This window comes from Photobacterium panuliri (assembly GCF_059920555.1).
This window is the reverse complement of sequence record NZ_CP197192.1, coordinates 1,636,673-1,658,685: the sequence shown is the minus strand read 5'-3', so window position 1 is coordinate 1,658,685 and position 22,013 is coordinate 1,636,673. Positions and strand designations below refer to the sequence as shown.

Annotated in this window: 17 protein-coding genes; 7 read left to right on the top strand and 10 right to left on the bottom strand. The window is 50.7% G+C overall.

Features of this window, described 5'->3' with window-relative positions; genetic code table 11:
• Window positions 1–4: 4 nt before the first annotated feature.
• From ACSF8X_RS07780 to hinT, 3 genes are all read right to left on the bottom strand, one after another.
• Window positions 5–391: a YcfL family putative periplasmic lipoprotein gene (locus ACSF8X_RS07780; RefSeq protein WP_500851084.1), complete on the bottom strand. Its 387-nt coding sequence runs from the start codon at window positions 389–391 to the stop codon at window positions 5–7.
• Window positions 391–1,776 carry a COG3014 family protein gene (locus ACSF8X_RS07775; protein WP_500851083.1) on the bottom strand — a complete coding sequence of 462 codons (1,386 nt, stop codon included), beginning with the start codon at window positions 1,774–1,776 and terminating at the stop codon, window positions 391–393. Before ACSF8X_RS07775 ends, ACSF8X_RS07780 begins: the two co-directional genes overlap by 1 nt.
• 152 nt (window positions 1,777–1,928) lie before the next feature.
• Window positions 1,929–2,279, bottom strand: a complete 351-nt coding sequence (gene hinT, locus ACSF8X_RS07770; protein WP_047879436.1) for a purine nucleoside phosphoramidase — start codon at window positions 2,277–2,279, stop codon at window positions 1,929–1,931.
• A 343-nt stretch (window positions 2,280–2,622) separates the two neighbouring features.
• Here hinT and ACSF8X_RS07765 point away from each other — a divergent pair, with 343 nt between their 5' ends.
• Complete coding sequence (locus tag ACSF8X_RS07765; RefSeq protein ID WP_500851082.1) at window positions 2,623–4,626, top strand: methyl-accepting chemotaxis protein; 2,004 nt, start codon at window positions 2,623–2,625, stop codon at window positions 4,624–4,626.
• Between the two features lie 207 nt (window positions 4,627–4,833).
• Entirely contained in the window at window positions 4,834–5,865 is a 1,032-nt protein-coding gene (gene pyrC / locus ACSF8X_RS07760; RefSeq protein WP_500851080.1) for a dihydroorotase, read from the top strand.
• 94 nt (window positions 5,866–5,959) lie between these two features.
• Here the strand turns inward: pyrC and ACSF8X_RS07755 are convergent, their stop codons facing one another.
• From ACSF8X_RS07755 to ACSF8X_RS07745, 3 genes are read right to left on the bottom strand one after another with little or no spacing between them, the layout of a single operon-like run.
• The gene (locus ACSF8X_RS07755) at window positions 5,960–9,052 is read right to left on the bottom strand and encodes an efflux RND transporter permease subunit (protein WP_500851079.1); all 3,093 of its coding nucleotides are present in this window, start codon (window positions 9,050–9,052) and stop codon (window positions 5,960–5,962) included.
• A 2-nt stretch (window positions 9,053–9,054) separates the two neighbouring features.
• A complete protein-coding gene (locus tag ACSF8X_RS07750; RefSeq protein WP_500851078.1) occupies window positions 9,055–10,143 on the bottom strand; it encodes an efflux RND transporter periplasmic adaptor subunit in 1,089 nt (362 codons plus the stop codon).
• A gap of 1 nt (window position 10,144) precedes the next feature.
• Window positions 10,145–11,176, bottom strand: a complete 1,032-nt coding sequence (locus tag ACSF8X_RS07745; protein ID WP_500851156.1) for an efflux RND transporter periplasmic adaptor subunit — start codon at window positions 11,174–11,176, stop codon at window positions 10,145–10,147.
• Window positions 11,177–11,289: 113 nt separating this feature from the next.
• On the opposite strand from ACSF8X_RS07745, the gene ACSF8X_RS07740 reads away from it, so the two are divergent.
• Entirely contained in the window at window positions 11,290–11,442 is a 153-nt protein-coding gene (locus tag ACSF8X_RS07740) for a hypothetical protein (protein WP_500851077.1), read from the top strand.
• Between the two features lie 78 nt (window positions 11,443–11,520).
• On the opposite strand, the gene ACSF8X_RS07735 is transcribed toward ACSF8X_RS07740, so the two are convergent.
• Window positions 11,521–12,942 carry a WGR domain-containing protein gene (locus ACSF8X_RS07735; protein WP_500851076.1) on the bottom strand — a complete coding sequence of 474 codons (1,422 nt, stop codon included), beginning with the start codon at window positions 12,940–12,942 and terminating at the stop codon, window positions 11,521–11,523.
• Between the two features lie 241 nt (window positions 12,943–13,183).
• Complete coding sequence (locus ACSF8X_RS07730) at window positions 13,184–14,692, bottom strand: fumarate hydratase (RefSeq protein ID WP_500851075.1); 1,509 nt, start codon at window positions 14,690–14,692, stop codon at window positions 13,184–13,186.
• Window positions 14,693–14,969: 277 nt separating this feature from the next.
• Here ACSF8X_RS07730 and pabB point away from each other — a divergent pair, with 277 nt between their 5' ends.
• From pabB to ACSF8X_RS07710, 4 genes are all read left to right on the top strand, one after another.
• Window positions 14,970–16,376, top strand: a complete 1,407-nt coding sequence (pabB, locus tag ACSF8X_RS07725; protein ID WP_500851074.1) for an aminodeoxychorismate synthase component I — start codon at window positions 14,970–14,972, stop codon at window positions 16,374–16,376.
• A gap of 182 nt (window positions 16,377–16,558) precedes the next feature.
• A complete protein-coding gene (locus ACSF8X_RS07720) occupies window positions 16,559–17,167 on the top strand; it encodes a CoA pyrophosphatase (protein WP_500851073.1) in 609 nt (202 codons plus the stop codon).
• 182 nt (window positions 17,168–17,349) lie between these two features.
• Window positions 17,350–18,603 (top strand): aromatic amino acid transport family protein, encoded by a 1,254-nt coding sequence (locus ACSF8X_RS07715; RefSeq protein WP_500851071.1) that lies wholly within the window; start codon window positions 17,350–17,352, stop codon window positions 18,601–18,603.
• 234 nt (window positions 18,604–18,837) lie between these two features.
• A complete protein-coding gene (locus ACSF8X_RS07710) occupies window positions 18,838–20,199 on the top strand; it encodes an L-serine ammonia-lyase (RefSeq protein ID WP_047879522.1) in 1,362 nt (453 codons plus the stop codon).
• A 69-nt stretch (window positions 20,200–20,268) separates the two neighbouring features.
• On the opposite strand, the gene ACSF8X_RS07705 is transcribed toward ACSF8X_RS07710, so the two are convergent.
• Together ACSF8X_RS07705 and ACSF8X_RS07700 are read right to left on the bottom strand one after the other, a co-directional pair.
• Window positions 20,269–21,237, bottom strand: a complete 969-nt coding sequence (locus ACSF8X_RS07705; protein WP_500851070.1) for an ADP-ribosylglycohydrolase family protein — start codon at window positions 21,235–21,237, stop codon at window positions 20,269–20,271.
• A 179-nt stretch (window positions 21,238–21,416) separates the two neighbouring features.
• Window positions 21,417–22,004, bottom strand: a complete 588-nt coding sequence (locus tag ACSF8X_RS07700) for an acetate uptake transporter (RefSeq protein WP_047879424.1) — start codon at window positions 22,002–22,004, stop codon at window positions 21,417–21,419.
• Between the last annotated feature and the right edge of the window lie 9 nt (window positions 22,005–22,013).

Sequence of the window (22,013 nt, the reverse complement as noted above, 5' to 3'; positions counted from 1 at the left end):
CTTATTAGTAGTCGGCCTTGCGGATATAAATACGGTATTGGGTCGCCTTGGACTGGCGGGCTACGGCTTGCAAAGTCATACGATCCTTGCCATGCAAGACAACCTGTCGCCACGGGCTATCACTGCCACTCACTTCCAACCCTTGGGCGTCATACCAATAGAAACGGTATTGCAGCTTCAAGTCACTGTCGGTGGAACTGGATACCGGCACCGAAGCCTTGAGCAGACCATTCACCGAGCTTACTGCGGCCTGCTCGATAGTAAGGCGCCTCGCCAAATCCGGATTGCCAATCACCACACTTTGGTTGCTGCTTTCAATGCTGATGCCGGACGTTGTCGTTGAACAGCCAACCAGCCCCATCACTACGGCCAACACAAGTAAAAATCTCATCAATTATCTCCCAATAATACTGACCATCCCGTTAGCGCACTTCCCTGCCGAGATACCCATACCAATGTTGTCCGGCCAGACTTCACAGGTACTGCTACCTGATGGCCGTTCCAGTCAAGCGTATACTGCCCGGCAGCGACATCCTGCTGAGCAAGCCCCACCGCAGCAGGCAGTGTTTGCCAACTGCGTGTATCCGGTTGTTCTGTCAAAGTGTTAAAAATATTCGCCAGCGCATTGCCGAGATCATCCCCCTGCTGGGCGGAGGCCCTGCGTACTTCGTTCTTGGCAACCGCGCGAAGCATCTGCCTCACAACCAGTGTCGGCAGGGCTTCATGCAAACTATATTGCGCCATCCCGTTGATATTCGCCAATGGCTGCTCAGCAAGTACTTGGTTGCCCAGACGCAATGATGAGTAGGCCGGAAGCGCGGTCTGAGGGTAGTAAGGCAAAGCCAGATTGTACATCGCCCCATAGCCTTGGCTGCTCGGCAACCATAGCGGTAATCGCCAGCCATCAAGCGCCATGACGACACCTTGCTCATCAAGCACGACCACTCGGCCTTGGCCCCGAGGCAATGGCTGGTAACGGCCATAACGAGCTTTCAGCGATGGCAGATCATCGACCATATCCAATCGGGTGGCCAAGCGCAGCACGCTCTGGGCGACATAGCGGTTGTTAGGCGCAACGGCCAACGCGCGAGTATAGTCAATATACGCGTTGTTCAAATCACCGTTCGCCTCATAGAGCAAGCCAGATAGATAGAACAAATACCCATTCTGAACATTGCCCAGCATGTCACCCACCTGTGGGTAACGCGCCAGCACTGCGCCGAGGTTCTGGCTAAGGCCGTTGGATTGTGCCGTCTGCTCGGCTTTTTCGAGTGCGGCCTGCCGCTCTTTGCGGGCAGCCATTTGAACCTGATTGGCGCGGCGAACCTCCACCAGCGCCCCTTCTAGATCGCGCTGCTGGATATAATTCAGAGCCAGGTAAAGATGAAGGAAACCCAGCTCATAATCGGCGGGCTTGTAGGTGATCATGTTATCGTTGGTCAGCAAGGAGCCGGCTTGGTTGAGCCCTTCAGACACCTGATACTCAGCCGCCTGCTGCTGCGCTTTAACCGCGTTGTCGGCGTGCTGCAATGAAGAAAAACTCAGGGGATAAGCTCCAGCAACAAAGCCTACCCGGCCCCGCTCCATACCATCGAGGATATCGCCCGCGGGCGCATCAGGTAATGCCGCCAAAGCCTGTTGATAATGGCCTTGCTGCATTGCCTGATACGCCTGCTCATTAGCAGCGCTGTAATGACTGAACAAATTCTGAGCCGACAGGTTGGCACACGCTGTCATGCTCAAAGAAAGCACCGCAATGGCAGCATACTTCAACATTTTTGTTTTCACCTTAATAAAAAGTCTGAGTACTGATAGAGCGTCTAGGGGGTATCCCGCCACGCCATTACCTGCCACTCAGACTTTATCTTCAGCTTGAAGTTCCTTACTGGTACCGCGTTATACGCTTTTCCGATACCAGCGGCTAAGCATTAGCCTACAAGCATTGGGCCCAGAGGACGGCCACCCAGAAGGTGCATATGCAGATGGTACACTTCCTGACCACCGTAGGCATTACAGTTAACAATCAGGCGGTAGCCATCTTCGGCAATACCTTCTTGTTCAGCCAACTTACGCGCAACGGTAAACAGGCGGCCCATCATCAGCTCGTCTTCTTCTTTCACATCATTCACTGTAGGCAGAAGCTTGTTAGGAATGATCAAAATGTGGCTTGGCGCACGAGGGTTAATATCACGGAACGCTGTCACCAAGTCGTCTTGGTACACCACGTCAGCCGGAATTTCCTTGCGAATAATTTTGCTGAAAATGGTTTCTTCGGCCATGTCATACTCCATTTATCATTATTTGATTCAACAGCAGTATGCTCGACAAAATCCCACATGACAATATTGAACACTGTTTGAAATGATTTTTCCACCCCATTTTCAATTTCAGCGCCATTTTTTGATGCAGAGCTCAAAGAATGCGGGGGATTATTTCCGTTATTATCGTTGTAACTGACTATTTTATAAATTGTGTCAGTTATGCCCAATCTTTGGCAAACCAAGGACTTGCCGTGGACTGAGTATCACGATTTATACGAAGGCACTACATTACAATATCTTCGTATTTTACATTTTTGAGTAAGTTCGCTGTCGCTTACTGGCATTATTTTTTAGGGACAATATGAAGACAACAAAGAAACCCTCTGTCATACGCCGTATGTACATAGGTTTTGCCATACTCTTAATGCTCTTCGTTACCACGCTAGCTATCACGCTAAACGGGACGAGTACCATCCACCAACAACTTCAGGAAGTCACTGCCCGAGCGCTGCCGTTGGTTTCGCTTTCCAACCAAACCAGCGTCAAGCTATTGGCTGCAGACAAAGTCTTCAAAGACTATCTGACCAGCCAAAACCCTGAACGGATGCGGGCCTACACCAACCAATTCGCCCAATCCCAAGTGGAATTCAACCAAGCTCTCGAACGCCTTATCACCGCCAGTGAGGGGAACGCCAACCTCACCAGCCAGCTCGCCGCCCTCAAAGCCCTTGAGCAACGGTATTTCGCCGAGGCCGAACAGGCGATGACCAACTACCGCAACCAGCTCGAAGCTCAAGCCGAGCGCCAGAAAGCCACCCGACGTTTCCAGAAGCTCCACGGCGAGCTCGACGGGAAGATGAAGAACTTCGTCAACGAGCAAGACAGCATCTCGGTCAAAATGATCGCCAAGAACTACTTCATCAAACTCGAGCAGACCGAAGCCATTACCTCCGATGCGCTGGCAACCGAAGACATGGCGATCATCAACAAAGCCGTGCGCGACAACAAACGTTACGTCAACCACCTCAACAACGCATACCGCAGCCTGAGCGCGATGATGCCGCAACTCAAATCCGTCTTCGCAGAGACTATCGAGCAGTATTCGCGTGACATCGGCAAAAGCGGCGGCGTGCTCGACAACCACGCCCGTTACATATCAGCCCGCAATAAGCTCTACCAGAACATCACCACCCTTGCCCGTGAGATCGACGAGGCCACCAAGCACCTCAACAGCTTCAACGATCAGGCCAACCAGCTTATGAACCAGGCAATCGTCACCGCGGACAATACCTACCAGCGTGGCCTCAACAACGCGATTATGATGGGCTCCGTCGCCATCTTGTTCGCGCTGGCCATTGGCTGGAACCTGTCTCGTAGCGTGCGCAACCCCCTCAATGCCGTACTAAAAACCCTTGAATCTCTTGCCCGTGGCGACATGACCCAACGTAGCCCGAGCAGCAAATTCAGCGAGTTCAATACCCTTGCCGTTGATATCAACACCCTCGCCGACAAGCTTCAGGAGATCCTCGGCAAACTGAGCGAAGCCTCGCAAGGACTAACGTCGGTGGCTGCGGAGAACCATACCACCACCAGCCAAGCCAAGCAGCGGCTCAATGAACAGCGCCAGCAAACCGCCTCAGTGGCAACGGCAATGACCGAAATGGAACAATCGGTCACGGATGTATCCAACAGCGCCCAGCACACAATGGCCCGGGTACAGAACGTCGAAAAGGCATCCAATACCGGGCGCGAGGTGATGAGCCGCAATATCAACACTACTCACCAGCTTGCCGAGCGCCTCGACGAGTCGGTGCAGGCGGTCTCCAACCTCCAGAGCATGAGCAGTAACATCGGCTCTATTCTGGATGTGATCCGAAATATCGCCGACCAAACCAACCTGCTGGCCCTCAATGCCGCTATCGAGGCTGCACGGGCGGGCGATCAGGGACGTGGCTTTGCCGTTGTCGCCGACGAAGTTCGGATCCTCGCCAAGCGTACCACCGACTCCACCAGCGAAATCGAAGAGATGATCCAGAGCCTTCAGTCACGCTCAGGCCAAGCGGTGGCGGTCATGCAAACCTGCGTCACCGAAATGGAAAACAGCGTTGCCCTTGCCTCCGATGCCAACAGCGCGATGGAAGAGATTCAGGCCATCATTCTTGATATCAGCCAAATGAGCACCCAAATTGCTCAAGCCGCCGAGGAACAGCGCAGCACCACCACCGAAATAGCCCGGACCTTGGAAGATATCAGCCACATCGCCGATACCAACTACGCGGCAATGGAGGAAGTATCAGACGCGAGCACCAAGCTCGATACCCTTGCCCAGCAGCAAAACGACCTCGTGCAGCAATTCAAGCTATAGCCCGCCTATCTCGCCATCCTGCCGGACGCCAGTCGTCCGGCAGTGACTCCCTACCCGACAAAAATGACATTGATCAGCGCGTTACGGCCAACAAAAGGCAAACGATTGGCATTTTAATAATCAGATAGTTCACAACCACGCATATCCACCTTTACAAGGCTATCGCGAAGGATTTAGAATCGGTCGATTTTTTTGGAGGGAAGTACTATGACGACATTGACGATCACGCGCCCGGATGATTGGCACACCCATCTACGTGATGGCGACGTGCTTAATGACACGGTTCGCGATATTAGCCGCTATATGGGACGCGCTATTATCATGCCAAACCTTGTCCCGCCGGTGACCACAACCGATGCAGCCCTGGCCTACCGCGATCGCATTCTTGCCGAACAGCCACAAGCCCATTTCTCTCCCCTCATGACCCTTTACCTCACCGACAACACCACTTCTGACGAAATCCGCAAGGCCAAAGCCACCGGCCATGTCTACGCTGCCAAGCTCTACCCTGCCGGAGCCACCACCAATTCCGATTCCGGTGTCACCGATATCGACAAACTGATCCCTGTTTTGGAAACCATGCAAGAAGTCGGAATGCTGTTGCTGATCCACGGCGAGGTGACAACCCACGACGTCGACATCTTCGACCGTGAAAAAACCTTCCTCGATACCGTACTCGGCCCAATCGTGGAAAAAATGCCAAACCTCAAAATTGTGGTTGAGCACATCACTACTCGAGAAGCCGTCGAGTTCGTCAAGCATGCCGGACCGAACGTGGCGGCAACCATCACGGCTCACCACCTGATGTTCAACCGCAACCACATGCTGGTTGGCGGTATCCGCCCGCATTTTTACTGCCTGCCAATCCTAAAGCGCAATATCCACCAGCATGCGCTGGTAGAAGCAGCAACCAGCGGCAACCCGAAATTCTTCCTTGGCACCGATTCAGCACCACACGCCCAAGGCCGTAAAGAATCTGCTTGCGGCTGTGCCGGTTCGTACACTGCCCACGCAGCCATCGAACTGTATGCCGAAGTCTTCGAGCAGTCAGGCGCACTCGACCAACTAGAAGCCTTTGCCAGCCTCAACGGCCCTGCCTTCTACGGCCTGCCAGCCAATACCGACACCATTACCCTAGCAAAAGAAGAGTGGTCGGTTCCCGAGACAATGAGTTTCGGCAATGATGTTGTCGTCCCTATCCGCGCAGGGGAAACTATGCGTTGGAAAGTCGCGGAATAATCCAATCGCCGCAACACTATGTTCTTAGTGACACAACGACCGTAATAACACAAAGGGGGCTTTCGCCCCCTTTTTTGTTTCATAGCCCATAGCTCTACTGCGCGGGCGCAGGTTTGGCTGCTACCTCGCCGGGCAACGGCACATGATGGAACAAGCGGTACAATACGGGCACCACAATCAGGGTCAGAACGGTAGCAAAGCCCAGTCCAAACATGATTGTCACGGCCATTGGCTTGAAGAAAACATCAGGCAATAGCGGGAGCATACCCAGAATCGTCGTAATGGCCGCCATACAGACCGGACGAACACGGCTCACCGCCGCATCGACTACAGCAAGGTATTTATCCTTGCCACTGGCAATTTCAATCTCGATTTGATCAAGCAGCACAATCCCGTTTTTGACCAACATTCCCGACAAGCTCAAAAAGCCCAGCAGGGCCATAAAGCCAAACGGGGTATTGAGCAATAGCAGCCCGGTTGTCACCCCGATGACGGCCAACGGAACCGTTGCCCACACAATCAGCGCCTCCTTGACCTTGTTGAACAAGAAGATGGTGATCAGGAACATCACCAAATAGCCCATCGGCATGGTCTGGAACAGCGAGGCCTTGGCATCGGCCGATGACTCATATTCGCCGCCCCACTCCAACGCATACCCCGGCGGGAAGGCCAACGCTTCAATCTGCGGCTGGATCCGCGCCTGTACCGTGGCAGCGGTCTCATCGCCCAGCGGATCAGGGTCGGCCATTACCGTCAGCATCCGCTTGCGGTTCTTGCGGTTGATAAGCGGATCTTCCCAACGAATATTGACCCCGGAGATCACCTGTTGCAGCGGAATGTAACCCTGAATCGCAGGGCTCCAAATCTTCATCCCCTCAATGGTGCTGACATCCACCCGCTCCTCATCAGGCAGACGGGCGATAATCGGCATCAGGTTGGTTCCATCGCGATATACCCCGACCGTCAAGCCCGTGAAGGACATCTGCAGCAGATCATCCACGTCTTTTTTGGTAATACCGTAACGGCGCGCCTGACTCTCATTGAAAATAGGCTCTAGCACCTTGTTTCGCTCACGCCAGTCATGACGGATGTTAAATGCACCGGGATCGGCATTCATGATATCCACCACCTGCTTGGCCAAGCCACGCAAGACGGTCGGATCGGGGCCGACCAAGCGCGCCTCGATTTTGGAGCCGGAAGATGGGCCCAGCATGATTTGCTTGAGCTTGTATTCCAACTCGGGGTGACGGGTATCCAGTACCTGACTCAGCTTGGCCATGACCGGAACCACATCCTCAAAGCTGTTGACCCGAATAATCAACTCACCATACGAGGAGTAACTCTTCTCCGGCGAGTAGGTCAGCATGAAACGCTGTGAGCCCTTACCGGCACTGGAGCTGACATAAACAACCTTGTCATCCTTGGCGATGACTTCCTCTAGCTCCTTGAGGGTGGTGTTAGTGGCGCGAATATCCGTGCCTTCAGGCAACCAGACATCCACCATGAACATCGGGGTGGTCGATGCCGGGAAAAATGACTGCTTGAGCAAGGTAAAGCCATACAGACTGCCCCCTAGCATCAGTACCAGCACTATCACGGTCAGCCATGCCCGCTTCATACAAAATTCAAGAAACGCCTTGTACCAAACAAACAGCTTACCGGCATAGGGATCCACATCATCGCAATCACCGCTGGTCTTCACTCCCCTAAAAAACAAATCGCAGAAGAATGGGGTCAGCGAAATCGCCGTGAACCAGCTGAGCATCAGGGAAACCAGCAGCACCGTAAACAGAGTCCGGCAGTATTCCCCGGTCGAGTCCTGCGACAAGCCTATAGGTGCAAACGCCATTACCGCAATTACCGTCGCCCCCAGCAGCGGCCACTTGGTCTGGGTCACGATATCGGATGAGGCCTGCATCCGCGTTCGCCCCTTCTGCATCCCTATCAAGACCCCTTCGACCACCACGATGGCGTTATCTACCAGCATACCGAGCGCGATAACCAGCGCCCCGAGGGAGATACGCTGAAGATCTATGGCCATCCATTTCATGAACACGAATGTCCCCAGCACCGTCAGCAACAAGATCAGACCGATCAGCAATCCAGAGCGCAGCCCCATAAAAAACAGCAGCACGATGATAACGATCGCCACGGCCTGACCCAAACTGACGACAAAACCACTGACGGATTTGTCGACCTCTGTCGGCTGGCTGTACACCACCCCAATATCAATCCCTATGGGCTGCTGCTCGCGCAGCTCCTGCAAGCGCCGCTCGACCCGCGTCCCCGCCTCGACCACGTTGATCCCTTCGATAAACGAGATCCCAACCTGCAGCGATTGCTTGCCGTTATAGGTGATAAGGTTATCGGGAACCTCCTTGAAGCTCCGTTTGATATCGGCTACGTCACGCAAATATATCAGCCCTGCCGCACCGGATTCGGTGATGATCAGATCCCCGAGCTCATCCACATTCTGGAACTCTCCCGTCGGGTGAACCCGGATATATTCATTGCCAATCCTGACCGCCCCGGCACTGGTGACCAAGTTTTGGGTTTCCAAAATGCCGTAGATGGTCTGTGGAGAGATACCAAGGTTACTCAGACGCTGCATCGAAATCTCGATAAAGACCTGCTCCTGCTGGGTTCCCGTCACCGACACCTTGCCGACGCCGTCAACCAGCTCGATCTCCCGCCGCAGATAATCCACATAATCGCTCAGCTCCTTGTAACTGTAGCCATCACCAGTCACCGCCAGCAGGATCCCGAACACATCCCCGAAATCATCAATCACCTGAGGCTCCTGCACCCCGGGCGGCAGCGACGGCTTGAGATCGTTAACCTTACGCCGCAACTCATCCCAGATCTGCGGCAAATCATCCGGCCCGTAATTATTCTTCATGGTTACGGTAATTTGCGACAAGCCACGGCTGGAAACGGAATTGACCTCATCGATATAGGTCAGTTGCTGAATCGCTTTCTCTATGGGATAGGTCACCTCCTCCTCAACCTGCAACGGCGTGGCTCCGGGATAAGCCGTCACGACCATCGCATCTTTGATGGTAAAAGCGGGGTCTTCCAACCGTCCCAAACCGAAAAACGACATGGTTCCGCCAATCAGAAAAATAAGCGTCAACATCCAGCTGATCACTTTATTCTTGATAAAATAGGCTGCGATATCTTGCTTCATGATCAGCTTGCCTCCTTGCCCACAATAGTGATCTGCTGTCCTTCTCGGAGGCGGTTACCCCCCTCGACGACAATCCGCTCGCCGGCACTGAGTCCACTCAATAGGCGAACCCCGTTAGGTACAACCTTATCGGTGACCACCTTGCGCTTAGACACGGTATTGTCGCCATTAACAACCCAAACAAACTTGTTGTCCAATGCCAGATCATCACCATCCTCGTTGAAGACCGCCTCAAGCGGGATCACCGGCTCACCCTCACGGTAGACGTTCAGTTTTTGCGCATCGACCCGTACCTCGACCGCCATGCCGTCGAGAATGAAACGATCTGTCGGCATCGGCATCGTCAGGGTGACAAGGAAGGATCCCAGATCGGGATCAGGCTCGGTGGTAAACTCTTTGAGAAACGCCTTATATTCCATACCGTCACTCAAGATAATTCGAGCACCGGGCTTGGAATCTTGCACTTCCACAGCTGTACTTTGCGAATAAATCATATCGGGAGCCTGAATAATCACATCCACTTTATCGGCACGGTGTATGTTCATCACCATCTGACCCACCTGAATATTTTCGAACTGCTCAACAGGCACCCGCGAAATAACACCGTCAAACGGTGCCAGCAACTGGGTAAATGTGAGATCAAGCTTGGCCAAATCCAGCCTTGCCTTGGCAATTCGACGCTGGGCTTTGAGTTCGTCAAACTGAGATTGGGGTAAAAACCCCTGCTTAACCAGCTTGGCAGAACGCCGGTACTGACTATCTGACACATTGAACTTGGCTTGGGCATCGTCAACACCCAGTTTGTAATCCGTCGGGTCCAGCCGCGCCAGAAGCTGGCCTTTTTTCACCCTGTCCCCCGGCCGAACGGCAATAAAACTCACCTCGCCGGCCACCCGAAACGATAAACTGGACTTATTGGCTGCCGCCGCCACCGCAGGAAAAGTCAATTGCGGCGCGGCCTGTGCAAGCTTCACTTCGGCTACAGCGACCGGAGCGATGATAGTTCTGGGCTCAACCTCGGCCTTCTCACAACCTGACAGCACCGCACCCGCTGCCAGCACAAAGAAAGGTAAAATACGATATTTATCCATCCTACAATCCCCTCTCCTTGACCCATGCCCTCACTTTTTGGCCGTCCGTCAATTCCGCTACCCCCGATGTCGCAATCAAGTCACCATCGTCCAACCCGGAAACAATCCGGCGTCGATCATCCAAAATCACTGCAACTTTGCTGACAATGCCCTGTTCATCCACCTTCCAGAGATAGGTTTTATTTCCCTCGCGAACAATAGCGCGATCAGGTATCGACCCCATTGCCCCGTGAGGCAAGGCAATACGCACGTGCCCCGCCATCCCCGGCAGCAAGTTGTAGCCTTCTGGCCGCGCCATCGACAGAGTCACCTTGTAACTGGATGTTTTTTCGTCAGCTTCAGTATCGATTTCCTTGAAATCAGCAGAGAACTCTTGGTCGGCAATGGTATCGAATGTGACATTCGGGTTGGGGTCAAAATTGGATTGGTGTTCGAAACGGGCAAGCAGTTGATCGGGCAGTTGGAAGGTCACATTGATCACCCCTGCGCTTTGAATATGCATGACCGGCTCCTTGGCCGCGACATATTCATAGTTCTCCACCAAGGACAACGACAGGGTGCCATCATACGGGGCGACGAGGCTGGCATAGCTGAGATTAGCCTTAGCCTTGTCCAAATCCGCCTTGGCCTGATTCAGCTCAGCCTGCGAGCGGTCGAAATCCAGTTCGGAAACCACATTCGTTTTGAGCAGCTCCTTATCGCGCTTAAACTGGACAAAGGCTAGCTCGTAGTTTGCCTGAGCCTGCTCTACCAGCAGGCTCAGCTCGTCAGTATTGAGATGGGCAAGAACCTGCCCCCGCCTGACCATATCGCCGGGGTGGGCATTCACTCTGTCCAGCAATCCAGAAACACGAAACGCCAGTACCGCCTTATCACCCGCTTCGACGACAGCCGGAAATGTCCTGATCATCTCATTGTTACCCACCGATACCGATACCAACTTGACGGGCCTTGAATCGGGCTCGGGAACAACCACTTCCTTTTCGCCACAGCCCTGTACTGACAGCGCCAGCACAACCGAGGCTAATACCATGCGTCCCATAATGTCCTCTGTTCGTCGTTTTCTTGTTATCAGTCGCGTTCATCGATTTTTCATCGACTTATAACCACCGTAGCTTGGATATAATATAGTTCAACGACAACAACATGTTTACAATACGCAACACAAAAAACAACAAAATGGCACTTTTATTGCAAAATCGAGATATAGATAGGACAAAGAAAGAAAGAAGAAAGAAGAAAGAAGAAAGAAGAAAGAAGAAAGAAGAAAGAAGAAAGAGAAGGAAAGATTTTATTTAACGGCTCAGTCAATACCTATCACTGATAAATATAATACTGAACCGTTTTTATATATGAAGCTAATATCTGATAAAAATATTAATTCAGACGATAAATGTTACCGAACACACGGTAGAAGCCACCGGCAGACACTTCTCGTATTTCATCAACCAAAAATTCAGCATTCTCAATACGCATATTTTTCGGGAATTGAACATTCCAATCATAATGGTAACCTGACGAGATAACCCTAACCCGTAATTTACCATCTACTTTTATGCATTTTAATTTCGTTCCTTGAATGCTAATACTCTCTACCGTTTCTACGGTATCACTCGCAACAATAGCCACTTTTTTAGGTGCTGCGATTGATTTTACATCAGGAACCGTACCTTCTTTAGCAAGGTTAATTGCAACCTCACTCGCGTCAATACAGGTTAGATAACCTGATGTTGTCACAATATATAACTTCTCATTATGATACTGCATGGATAGTGCAGAACCACACGTTGTCGCCAGCTTCCATAAACGCGTTCCTTCATCATCATAACAATAAATGGATGATGAACTATCACCGGCAAAGAAATAACGGTTGTTCTCTGATGACGCGCAAGAATAGATGCTATCGTCGGCCTTCATCAGCAACTGTCTGCATCCATCACGATCAAACAACTCCAAATTACCCTGGCCCGTACCCGCCAGTGCAGTGTCATTCATGTGCCAGCCAAATAATACTGAGCCCTGCGTTTTTTGACGCCAGATTTCCTGTCCGTCAATCCCGTTATAACACGCAACACCGCCTGAGTGACCATGATAGATACGGCTGTCTTCATCAACGCGTACCATCCAGCCTGCCGACCCTTTACTCGAACGAGACCACTGCTCTTCGTCTTCGTAGTTGATGCTCGTGACTTGACCATCGGCATCAGATACCGCCAGCAAGCCGTCATTGATATCTAACCAATAAATATCGACATTTTCGTTGATTGCATAGGCCAAACGAGGAACTTTACCCGTCAAATCGTAAACATTGCCGTCATCACAACCCACATAGATCCATCCTTGGTCACCGATAATACATTTGACACCATCTGGCAACTGGAATTGATCGACCACTTCACCTGAATGCGTTAATTTAAACACTCGGCCGTCTTGGTTACCGATCCAGCAATATTGATTGTCAACAAAAATACCGAATGCACCCGATCCTGAGTTAAACTTCCAAAGTACCGGTGATTTCTTCGCTGTCGATGTCGTTGATACCGTCAAGCGGCGCGTTATTGTCCGCTTTTGGCGTACGCCCATGATCGCATCTTCATAGCCTTTCTTCTTTTTCGAATTAACTTTTTTGATTGCTTCTTTTTGAGCCGCTTCTAATGTTTGAAAGACTTTTGACGTTTTCGATCCGTCAGTACCAATTCGACCGTAACGGACTGTCAACTCATTGCCATCAACAATCACTTCATAAAACTTGTGCGAAGAACCATTATCTTCCGATAATTCCAAATAAACTTTTTCCATTTAACTCATTCTTTTTATCTTGATGTGAGCGCTATTCTAAAAAACTGACTATTTTAATTCAAACAACTTATCCTTATCTTCATATAGAAAATATTTCTTCCATGGATGATAAGAAGAGAAAAAAACATCACGCCTCATTTTCGGCATAATAAATTAAACACACCGTTTGGGGCTATTTTATCGTTGCAAGGAAATAAAAAAGGAGCCCTACGGCTCCTTTTCGATTGGCTTTAGGTATCCCTTAGCCTTCAAGTTCAGCAATTTTGACTTTCCAGATGTCTGGACCTGTTTGGTGGGCATTGACACCCTCGGCATCTACCGCCACCGTCACTGGCATATCTTCGACTTCAAATTCATAAATCGCTTCCATGCCCAGATCTTCAAATGCCACCACTTTCGCTTGTTTGATGGCTTTTGCCACCAAATATGCAGCACCGCCAACAGCCATTAGGTAAACAGCCTTGTGCTTCTTGATTGACTCAATCGCAGCAGGACCACGCTCCGCCTTACCGATCATACCGGTCAGGCCTGCCTGCTCCAGCATCATATCGGTGAACTTATCCATCCGAGTTGAGGTTGTCGGGCCTGCAGGGCCTACAACTTCATCACCTACCGCATCAACAGGGCCAACGTAGTAAATAAAGCGATTCTTGAAATCAACTGGGAAGTCTTCACCACGCGCCAGCATATCCTGAATACGCTTATGGGCAGCATCACGACCCGTAAGGATCTTGCCTGACAGCAACAAGGTCTCACCAGAGCGCCATTGCTGTACGTCAGCTTTAGTCACTTCGTCCACATTCACACGGCGAACATTCTCGCCCACTTCCCAAGTCACTTCCAGCCAGTCTTCCAGCTTCGGCGTAGCAAGCTCCGCAGGGCCATTGCCATCCAGTGAGAAATGAACATGGCGGGTTGCCGCACAGTTCGGGATCATACAAACAGGTTTTGACGCAGCGTGGGTTGGTGCCGTCTTAATTTTCACATCAAGAACCGTTGTCAGGCCACCCAGACCCTGTGCGCCAATGCCCAGCTTGTTTACGCGGTTGTAGATATCAAGACGCAATTTTTCCTCGGCAGTTTCGGCACCGCGTGCTTGCAGCTCTTGAATATCAATGGACTCCATCAAGGCTTCTTTCGCCATCACCGCTGCTTTCTCAGCGGTACCGCCAATACCGATACCCAGCATACCCGGTGGGCACCAGCCAGCCCCCATCAGAGGAACTGTCTTTTCAACCCACTCAGCAATATCATCAGACGGGTTAAGCATCACCATCTTGGTCTTATTTTCCGAACCGCCGCCTTTAGCTGCAATCTGGAACTCCACCTTATCGCCCGGCACCATATCAATATGTACGACTGCAGGCGCATTATCACGGGTATTCTTGCGACTCCCGGCAGGATCGGCTACGACAGAGGCCCGTAGCGGATTATCCGGGTTGGTGTAAGCACGGCGAACGCCTTCATCGATCATTTGCTGAACAGTCAGATCACTATCCCACTGAACATTCATCCCGATTTTAACGAAACAGGTCACGATACCGGTATCTTGGCAGATAGGACGGCGACCTTCGGCTGACATGCGTGAGTTAATCAGGATCTGCGCAATTGCATCCTTCGCAGCCTGATTCTGTTCTCTGTTATATGCCTGTTCCAATGCTTTCACAAAGTCCAGCGGGTGGTAGTAAGAGATATACTGCAGCGCATCGGCCACACTACTAATCACATCTTCTTTGCGGATGACGGTCATAAATGCCCTCGTTGATTATTATCATTCCTTGGCGCCCGATTTATTGCTTCCAATGTAGGGGGGTGTGCCACATCGTCACCCATAATGTAGGGTCTGAATGAGATGAGCCACGCTGCCACGTTCCACATGGCGGTGCTCCCAAGCTATTTAACTCATCGAAAATTAAAAAGAATAGCGAGGGATCGTCCTTGGGCGTCGTAATAAAAACTGGGTTTATGATACTCTTGCCATTAATTTCGCGCTATGCGCCAAACGTACACCTGTCACAAAATAGAAAATGATTTGTAAAACGCATACAGCTTTGAATATTGACCAATTCGACTACCACAAAGATGAAGCTTGTGCGTGGTTTGAACCTTTTGCGGGCCAGCCGTGGGCAATGATATTACGCTCGGCGGCTTCGGATCACCCTGATAATCGCTTCGATATTTTGGTTGCCGATCCTTTAGCCACTTTACAGACACATGGTGAAACAACCCGTATTATTTTTTCAAATGGCGACGAAAAATACAGCGATGACGATCCGTTCGCCCTACTCGAGTCGCTGCAATCCTCCTTGCTACCAGTGATCGAGCCCCTTGAGAATGTGCCTTTTTGTGGTGGCGCTCTTGGTTACTTCGGTTACGATCTCGGCCGACGAATAGAAAAAATACCGTCTCTAGCCCATCACGACATTCCCATTGCTGACATGGCTATCGGGATTTATGACTGGGCCCTGATTGCCGATCACCACACCGAGAAACTCTACCTGATCAGCCCTGTGGGTAGCGACCGAAAACAGTGGTTATCAGAACGCCGTGCGGCCTATGAATCTCAATCCTCTGAAGCACGTCAATTTCAACAATCTGATAGCTTTGCCCTAACATCGCACTGGCAAGCCAATATGGACAGAACGCAGTACGGCGAAAAGTTCAAGCAGGTGCAGGAATACATTCTGGCTGGCGACTGCTACCAAATTAACTTGGCACAACGTTTCAGTGCCAATTACACCGGCTGTGAATGGCAAGGCTATTTGCAGCTCGAAAAAGGCAATGGCGCGCCATTTTCGGCATTCATGCGCACCGACGATACCGCCATTGTCTCGGTTTCACCTGAGCGCTTTCTTCAGCTTGATGGACGCCGGATTGAAACTAAGCCCATCAAAGGCACCCGTCCCCGCGCCACTGATAAAGCTGAAGATGCCCTGTTGGCCGAGGAGTTACGGAATACAGAAAAGGATCGTGCCGAAAACCTGATGATCGTCGACTTGCTCCGCAACGATATAGGACGCGTTGCAAAGCCGGGCACTGTCAGGGTACCAAAACTGTTCGATGTTGAGAGCTTCCCGGCCGTTCACCACCTCGTCAGTACCGTAACCGGTGATCTCGATGACCAGTACAGTGCCTGTGATCTCCTGCGAGCTTGCTTCCCCGGCGGGTCGATTACCGGCGCACCGAAAATCCGGGCGATGGAAATCATCGAGGAGCTGGAACCAAACCGACGCAGCATATACTGCGGTAGTATCGGCTACATCAGTCGCTGCCAGAAAATGGATACCAGTATCACGATTCGCACACTGGTCTGCCACAACGGTCAAATTCACGCGTGGGCCGGTGGTGGTCTAGTGGCCGACAGTCAAGTCGATAGTGAATACCAAGAAACGTTGGACAAACTAAGCCGAATCTTGCCCGTATTATCTCACTGAATCCCTTTTATTCACGCCCTCATCACAGCCGATGAGGGCAATTGGTAGGTTGAAAATCAACCACCTACCAACAAATTCAGTAAACAAGCATGTTAAACATCAAAACGAGACATTTTTATACCCTAAGGTAATATACTGGGTCAGCTATACTTATTTGATGTTATCTCAGTCATGGATGGACTATGCCAGTATCGCAACACTTGATAAGCCGCTTTATTCTGTCTTCACCAGCGACGTACGACACCAGTCATACCCAGAGAATCGAGCAACACCTTATTCCCGGCAAAGCCTTGAAACCGGCGGCGGTTCTTATTCCCCTCGTTATACGCGATGACGGGATACACATCATTTTCACCCGCCGAGCCAAACACTTAAAGCATCACCCTGGGCAAGTTTCTTTTCCGGGCGGGCGCTATGAGGTAGAAGACGGTGATTTGATCGATACGGCAATTCGCGAAACGCATGAGGAAACAGGTATTTTATGCAATCGCAGCAATATTGTCGGCCAACTTCCTTCGCTTGCCACAATTAGTGGCTACATCGTAACCCCCTATCTCTCCGTTATTCCCGCTCAATACACGCCCTACCTTGATCCCAATGAGGTTGATGAACTGTTCGAGGCTCCTGCCAGCTTTGTGCTTAACCCGATGAATATGGCAACCCTTCCTATTTCGATTAAAGGTCAAAAACACCATATATATTCAGTTTCATTCGGCAAATACGCAATTTGGGGGGCGACTGCACAAATGTTAAAAGTGTTATCAAAACAACTCTGGCATGAGAAAAACTAATCTAGCACGTTATTTCCCCTAATATTACCCGCCATTAATGCGTGATCTTGATCACACTGGTTTGTATTGCAATACATCCGTGTTACATAACGAGATCTTGATCATGGTTTTCCCGCAATAAATCACGAAAATGCGCGCCGTTCCTTAATTTCCGTTCCGTAAACAACTTTGGATAGATAATCATGCAAACATCTACAAGCACAACAGCCACTAGCGCTGTAAAAGCAGGATGGACGTATAAAGACGTTACTTGGGCACTGTCGCTATTTGGTACAGCGGTAGGCGCCGGTGTTCTATTCCTTCCAATCAAAGCAGGTGCTGGCGGTTTCTGGCCTCTAGTCGTTCTGGCGCTTATCGCCCTGCCTATGACTTGGTTCGCTCACAAGAGCCTTGCTCGTTTCGTACTTTCAGCTAAAAACCCTGAAGCAGATATCACTGATACTGTTGAAGAGCACTTTGGTAAGACTGGCGCAAACATCATTACTTTTGCCTACTTCTTCGCCATCTACCCTATCGTTCTAATCTACGGTGTTGGTATCACTAACACGGTTGACTCGTTCATGGTTAACCAGCTAGGCATGGAATCAATTCCTCGCTGGCTGCTATCCGGTGGCTTGATCCTAGCCATGACTGCGGGTGTTGTACTTGGCAAAGAGCTAATGCTTAAAGCAACTTCAGCGATGGTTTACCCTCTGGTATTCATCCTGCTTGCTCTTTCTGTATACCTAATCCCTGACTGGAACACATCAATGATGTCAGTATCTCCTGATTGGGCTTCTATGCCTTCAGTAGTATGGCTGGCAATTCCAATCATCGTGTTCTCATTCAACCACAGCCCAATCATCTCTCAGTTCTCTAAAGAGCAGCGCATGCAGTTCGGTGACGACGCAGTTAAGAAAACTGACATGATCACTGGCGGCGCAGCAATGATGCTGATGGGCTTCGTAATGTTCTTCGTGTTCTCTGTTGTACTGTCTATGTCTCCAGAACAACTAGCACAAGCACAAGCAGAAAACATCAGTGTTCTGTCTTACCTAGCGAACGTTCACGAATCTCCAATGATTTCTCTGCTTGGTCCACTAGTTGCTTTCGCAGCCATCACTTCAAGCTACTTCGGTCACTTCCTAGGTGCTCACGAAGGTCTAGTTGGCCTAATGAAGTCTCGCTCTGAAATGCCAGTTAGCAAGATTGAGAAAATCTCTCTAGTCTTCATCGTAATCACAACTTGGATCGTTACCGTAATCAACCCAAGCATCCTGGGCATGATTGAAACAATGGGTGCGCCAATGATTGCCGCTATCCTGTTCCTAATGCCAATCTTCGCGATGCAGAAAGTTCCTGCAATGGCTAAGTACAAGACTTCGACACCAGCTCAGATCTTCACCGCTCTGTGTGGTATCGCGGCAATCACATCTGTGATTTACGGTGCACTGTAAGCCAAAGAACAGCTAGGCCATGATATTGCTCCGTGATGACTAAAATCTGTAAGAAAATGTGCTAGAACGCATAGTCTTCTCAGGCAAATCACGTACAATAGACACACTAAAGAGCAGGACGCAAAAGCCCCTGCTCTTTTGTTTTGATTATCTCGCCAAGGAAGGGGCGAGAATGAAAAATCTATACAGTCTAGTTTGGAAACAAGATTGTTTCCCGTGGCTGAGGTATTTGCAATGATCAGTGTTTTTGATATCTATAAAATTGGTGTGGGTCCTTCCAGTTCGCACACTGTTGGCCCAATGAAAGCAGGTAAAGAATTTATCGATGACCTGCGCAGCATGGGTAAACTTCGTGACGTGACTAAAATTACCGTGGATGTTTACGGTTCACTTTCTCTAACCGGTAAGGGTCACCACACTGATATCGCTATCATTATGGGTCTTGCGGGCAACAGCCCTGAGCATGTAGACATCGACGCTATCCCAGGCTTCATCGCACGCGTTGAAGAAACTGAGCGTCTACCAGTGGGCATGCACTGCCACACTGTTGACTTCCCTCGTGAAGGCGGTATGAACTTCCATACAACAAACCTTCCTCTTCACGAGAATGGTATGACTATCCACGCCTGGATCGGCGAGGAAGAAGCCTACACCAAGACTTACTACTCTATCGGTGGCGGTTTCATCGTCGACGAAGAGAACTTCGGTAAATCAGCAGAATCATCCGTTAAAGTTCCTTACATGTTCAAGACAGCCGAAGAGCTAGTGAACCAGTGTAAAGAAAACGGCCTGTCTATCAGCTCACTTGTTATGTCTAACGAGCGTGCGATGAATGCCGAAGACGACATCAGCACTTACTTCGCTAACATCTGGCGCACTATGCGCGAGTGTATGGAGCGTGGTATGAGCGAAGAAGGTATCCTGCCTGGGCCTCTACGCGTGCCTCGCCGTGCAGCAGCACTGCGCCAGCAGCTGATGACTAACGAGAAGCTAAGCAACGACCCAATGACCGTGGTTGACTGGGTTAACATGTACGCTTTCGCCGTTAACGAAGAAAACGCAGCGGGTGGCCGTGTTGTTACTGCGCCTACCAACGGTGCTTGCGGTATCATCCCTGCGGTACTTGCGTACTACGACAAGTTCATCCAGCCAGTTGGCCCTAAAGAGTACACTCGTTACTTTGCGGCATCTGGTGCTATCGGTGGCCTTTACAAGCGTAACGCATCTATCTCTGGTGCTGAAGTTGGCTGTCAGGGTGAAGTAGGTGTGGCATGTTCTATGGCTGCTGCTGGCCTTGCTGAGCTAATGGGCGGTAGCCCTGAGCAGGTATGTATGGCTGCGGAAATCGCGATGGAGCACAACCTAGGCCTTACTTGTGACCCAGTTGCCGGTCAGGTACAGGTTCCATGTATCGAGCGTAACGGTATTGCTGCTGTTAAAGCAATCAACGCCTCTCGCATGGCGCTACGTCGCTCTTCTGAGCCACGCGTATCACTAGACAAAGTTATCGAAACCATGCTGGAAACTGGTAAAGACATGAACGCGAAATACCGCGAAACGTCTCAGGGCGGCCTGGCAATCAAAGTACTTTGCTAATCGCCAAGTTCGAATAATAAAAGCCACCCTCGGGTGGCTTTTTTAATGGGCGTCTTCCCGAGACAACCGCTAAAATGCCCCGCTGGCATGGTGAAGCAACTGCTCGATATCCTCAGCCATCGCCTCCCCACACTGCAAGGTCGTCAGCCAGGAAATCGGAATCCCCTTTTGATCCCCAAAACCGTAGCAGGCTCCGGCCAATGCGCCGACGATAATCCCTCGGCCGCAACTGTCACCGCCGATTAGGATATTCTTGATCACCGCCTCGGTATAGCTGTCGCTATTTTGCAAAATCCATGCAGCCAACGGAATGCTGTCACCAAGGTGGCAGGCACTGTTCACGATACTCAGCACATGGGAAAAGTCATTAACATCACCGCTAAGCACCCTCACCTGCTCAATACGCTCCTGAATCAGAGGCGGAGATTTAATCTTCAAGATGTTGAGCACGGGCTCCATGCGCCTAGAACGCAATGCCTCGTTCAGCGAACTGGCAAAGGCCGAGGCGCACTGCAATGCCGTCTCATTCTGGTGGGTGATCCCTACGATTCGCATGATCTCCCGCTCTAACTGCTCAGACGGCATCTTCAGCGATACCAGCGCTGGTATCGCACACAACGCCGGGTTTTGGTCATCATCGCAGCCCGAATCATCAGGCCAGTCTTCGGGAGGCAGAGAAAACAAGGTCAGCAGCAGCGCCTTGGTAGGACTGTCGACATAACCGATAAACTCCCCGCCGGGGCCAAAATAATCCAGCACCGCCTGCTGGATTTCTCGCGTACCCAACCCGGGCTGACTGAGCAACCGGATATACAGGGCTAGCCATTCCCCATAAATTGTTAGCTCACCGGCGGTTAGCTGACTGTGGGCATAGTAGCCTTCAACGCCTTGATAGTTTTCGGCGTCGGGTTCAATAAAAGGAAAATGCGGCCGCTCCTGAAGTGCCGCGATTCTCTCTGGTGAGTATATCCAGTGTGTTCCCATACTGGCCGCATCAGCAACCAATGCCCCCATCAATGCCGCATATCGCTGTGCCATAAGCCCATCCCCCCTCTAACTGGAGTCACAACCACTCATGGCATTAAGCTTATACTAATCCGATTCATTAGATGATTAGTTATCTTCCGGATCCCCATCCACAGGATAAAGCCGCGATTTTCAGACATAAAAAAACCCGCCACATGGGCGGGTTTTCGAAACGCTATAAACGGGGGCGATTAAGCAGCCGCTTTAAGTGCTTTGTCTTTTTTCAGCTCGCCAACTGGCAGGATAGTACGACCGTACTCGTTGTTCAGTACCTGAGCCATTGCGAAGTAGATTGCGCTTGCGCCACAGATAATGCCTTCAAAACCAGCGATAGTGCCGATTAGCGCGCTACCAGTGAAATCACGAGCAGCCAGCAAGAAGAATAGAACAGTCAGAGAGCCAAATACGAACTGCTTAGCACGTGGGTAGCATAGTGAACCGATGAACATGAAGCCAGTGAAGATACCCCATAGTAGTAGGTACCAACCCATGAAGCTAGCAGGGCTTGCTGGCAGACCCATGTATGGCATTACGATCAGACCAACAAGAGTCAACCAGAACAGACCGTAAGAAGTAAATGCTGTAGTACCGAAAGTGTCACCACGCTTGAAGCACATCATGCCCACGATTACCTGGCTCAGGCCACCGTAGAAAATACCCATAGCAAGGATCATCGAATCAATAGGGAAGAAGCCCGCATTGTGGATATTTAGAAGGATGGTAGTCATACCAAAGCCCATTAGGCCAAGTGGCGCTGGGTTAGCTAGTTTCGTTGACATGGATTCCTC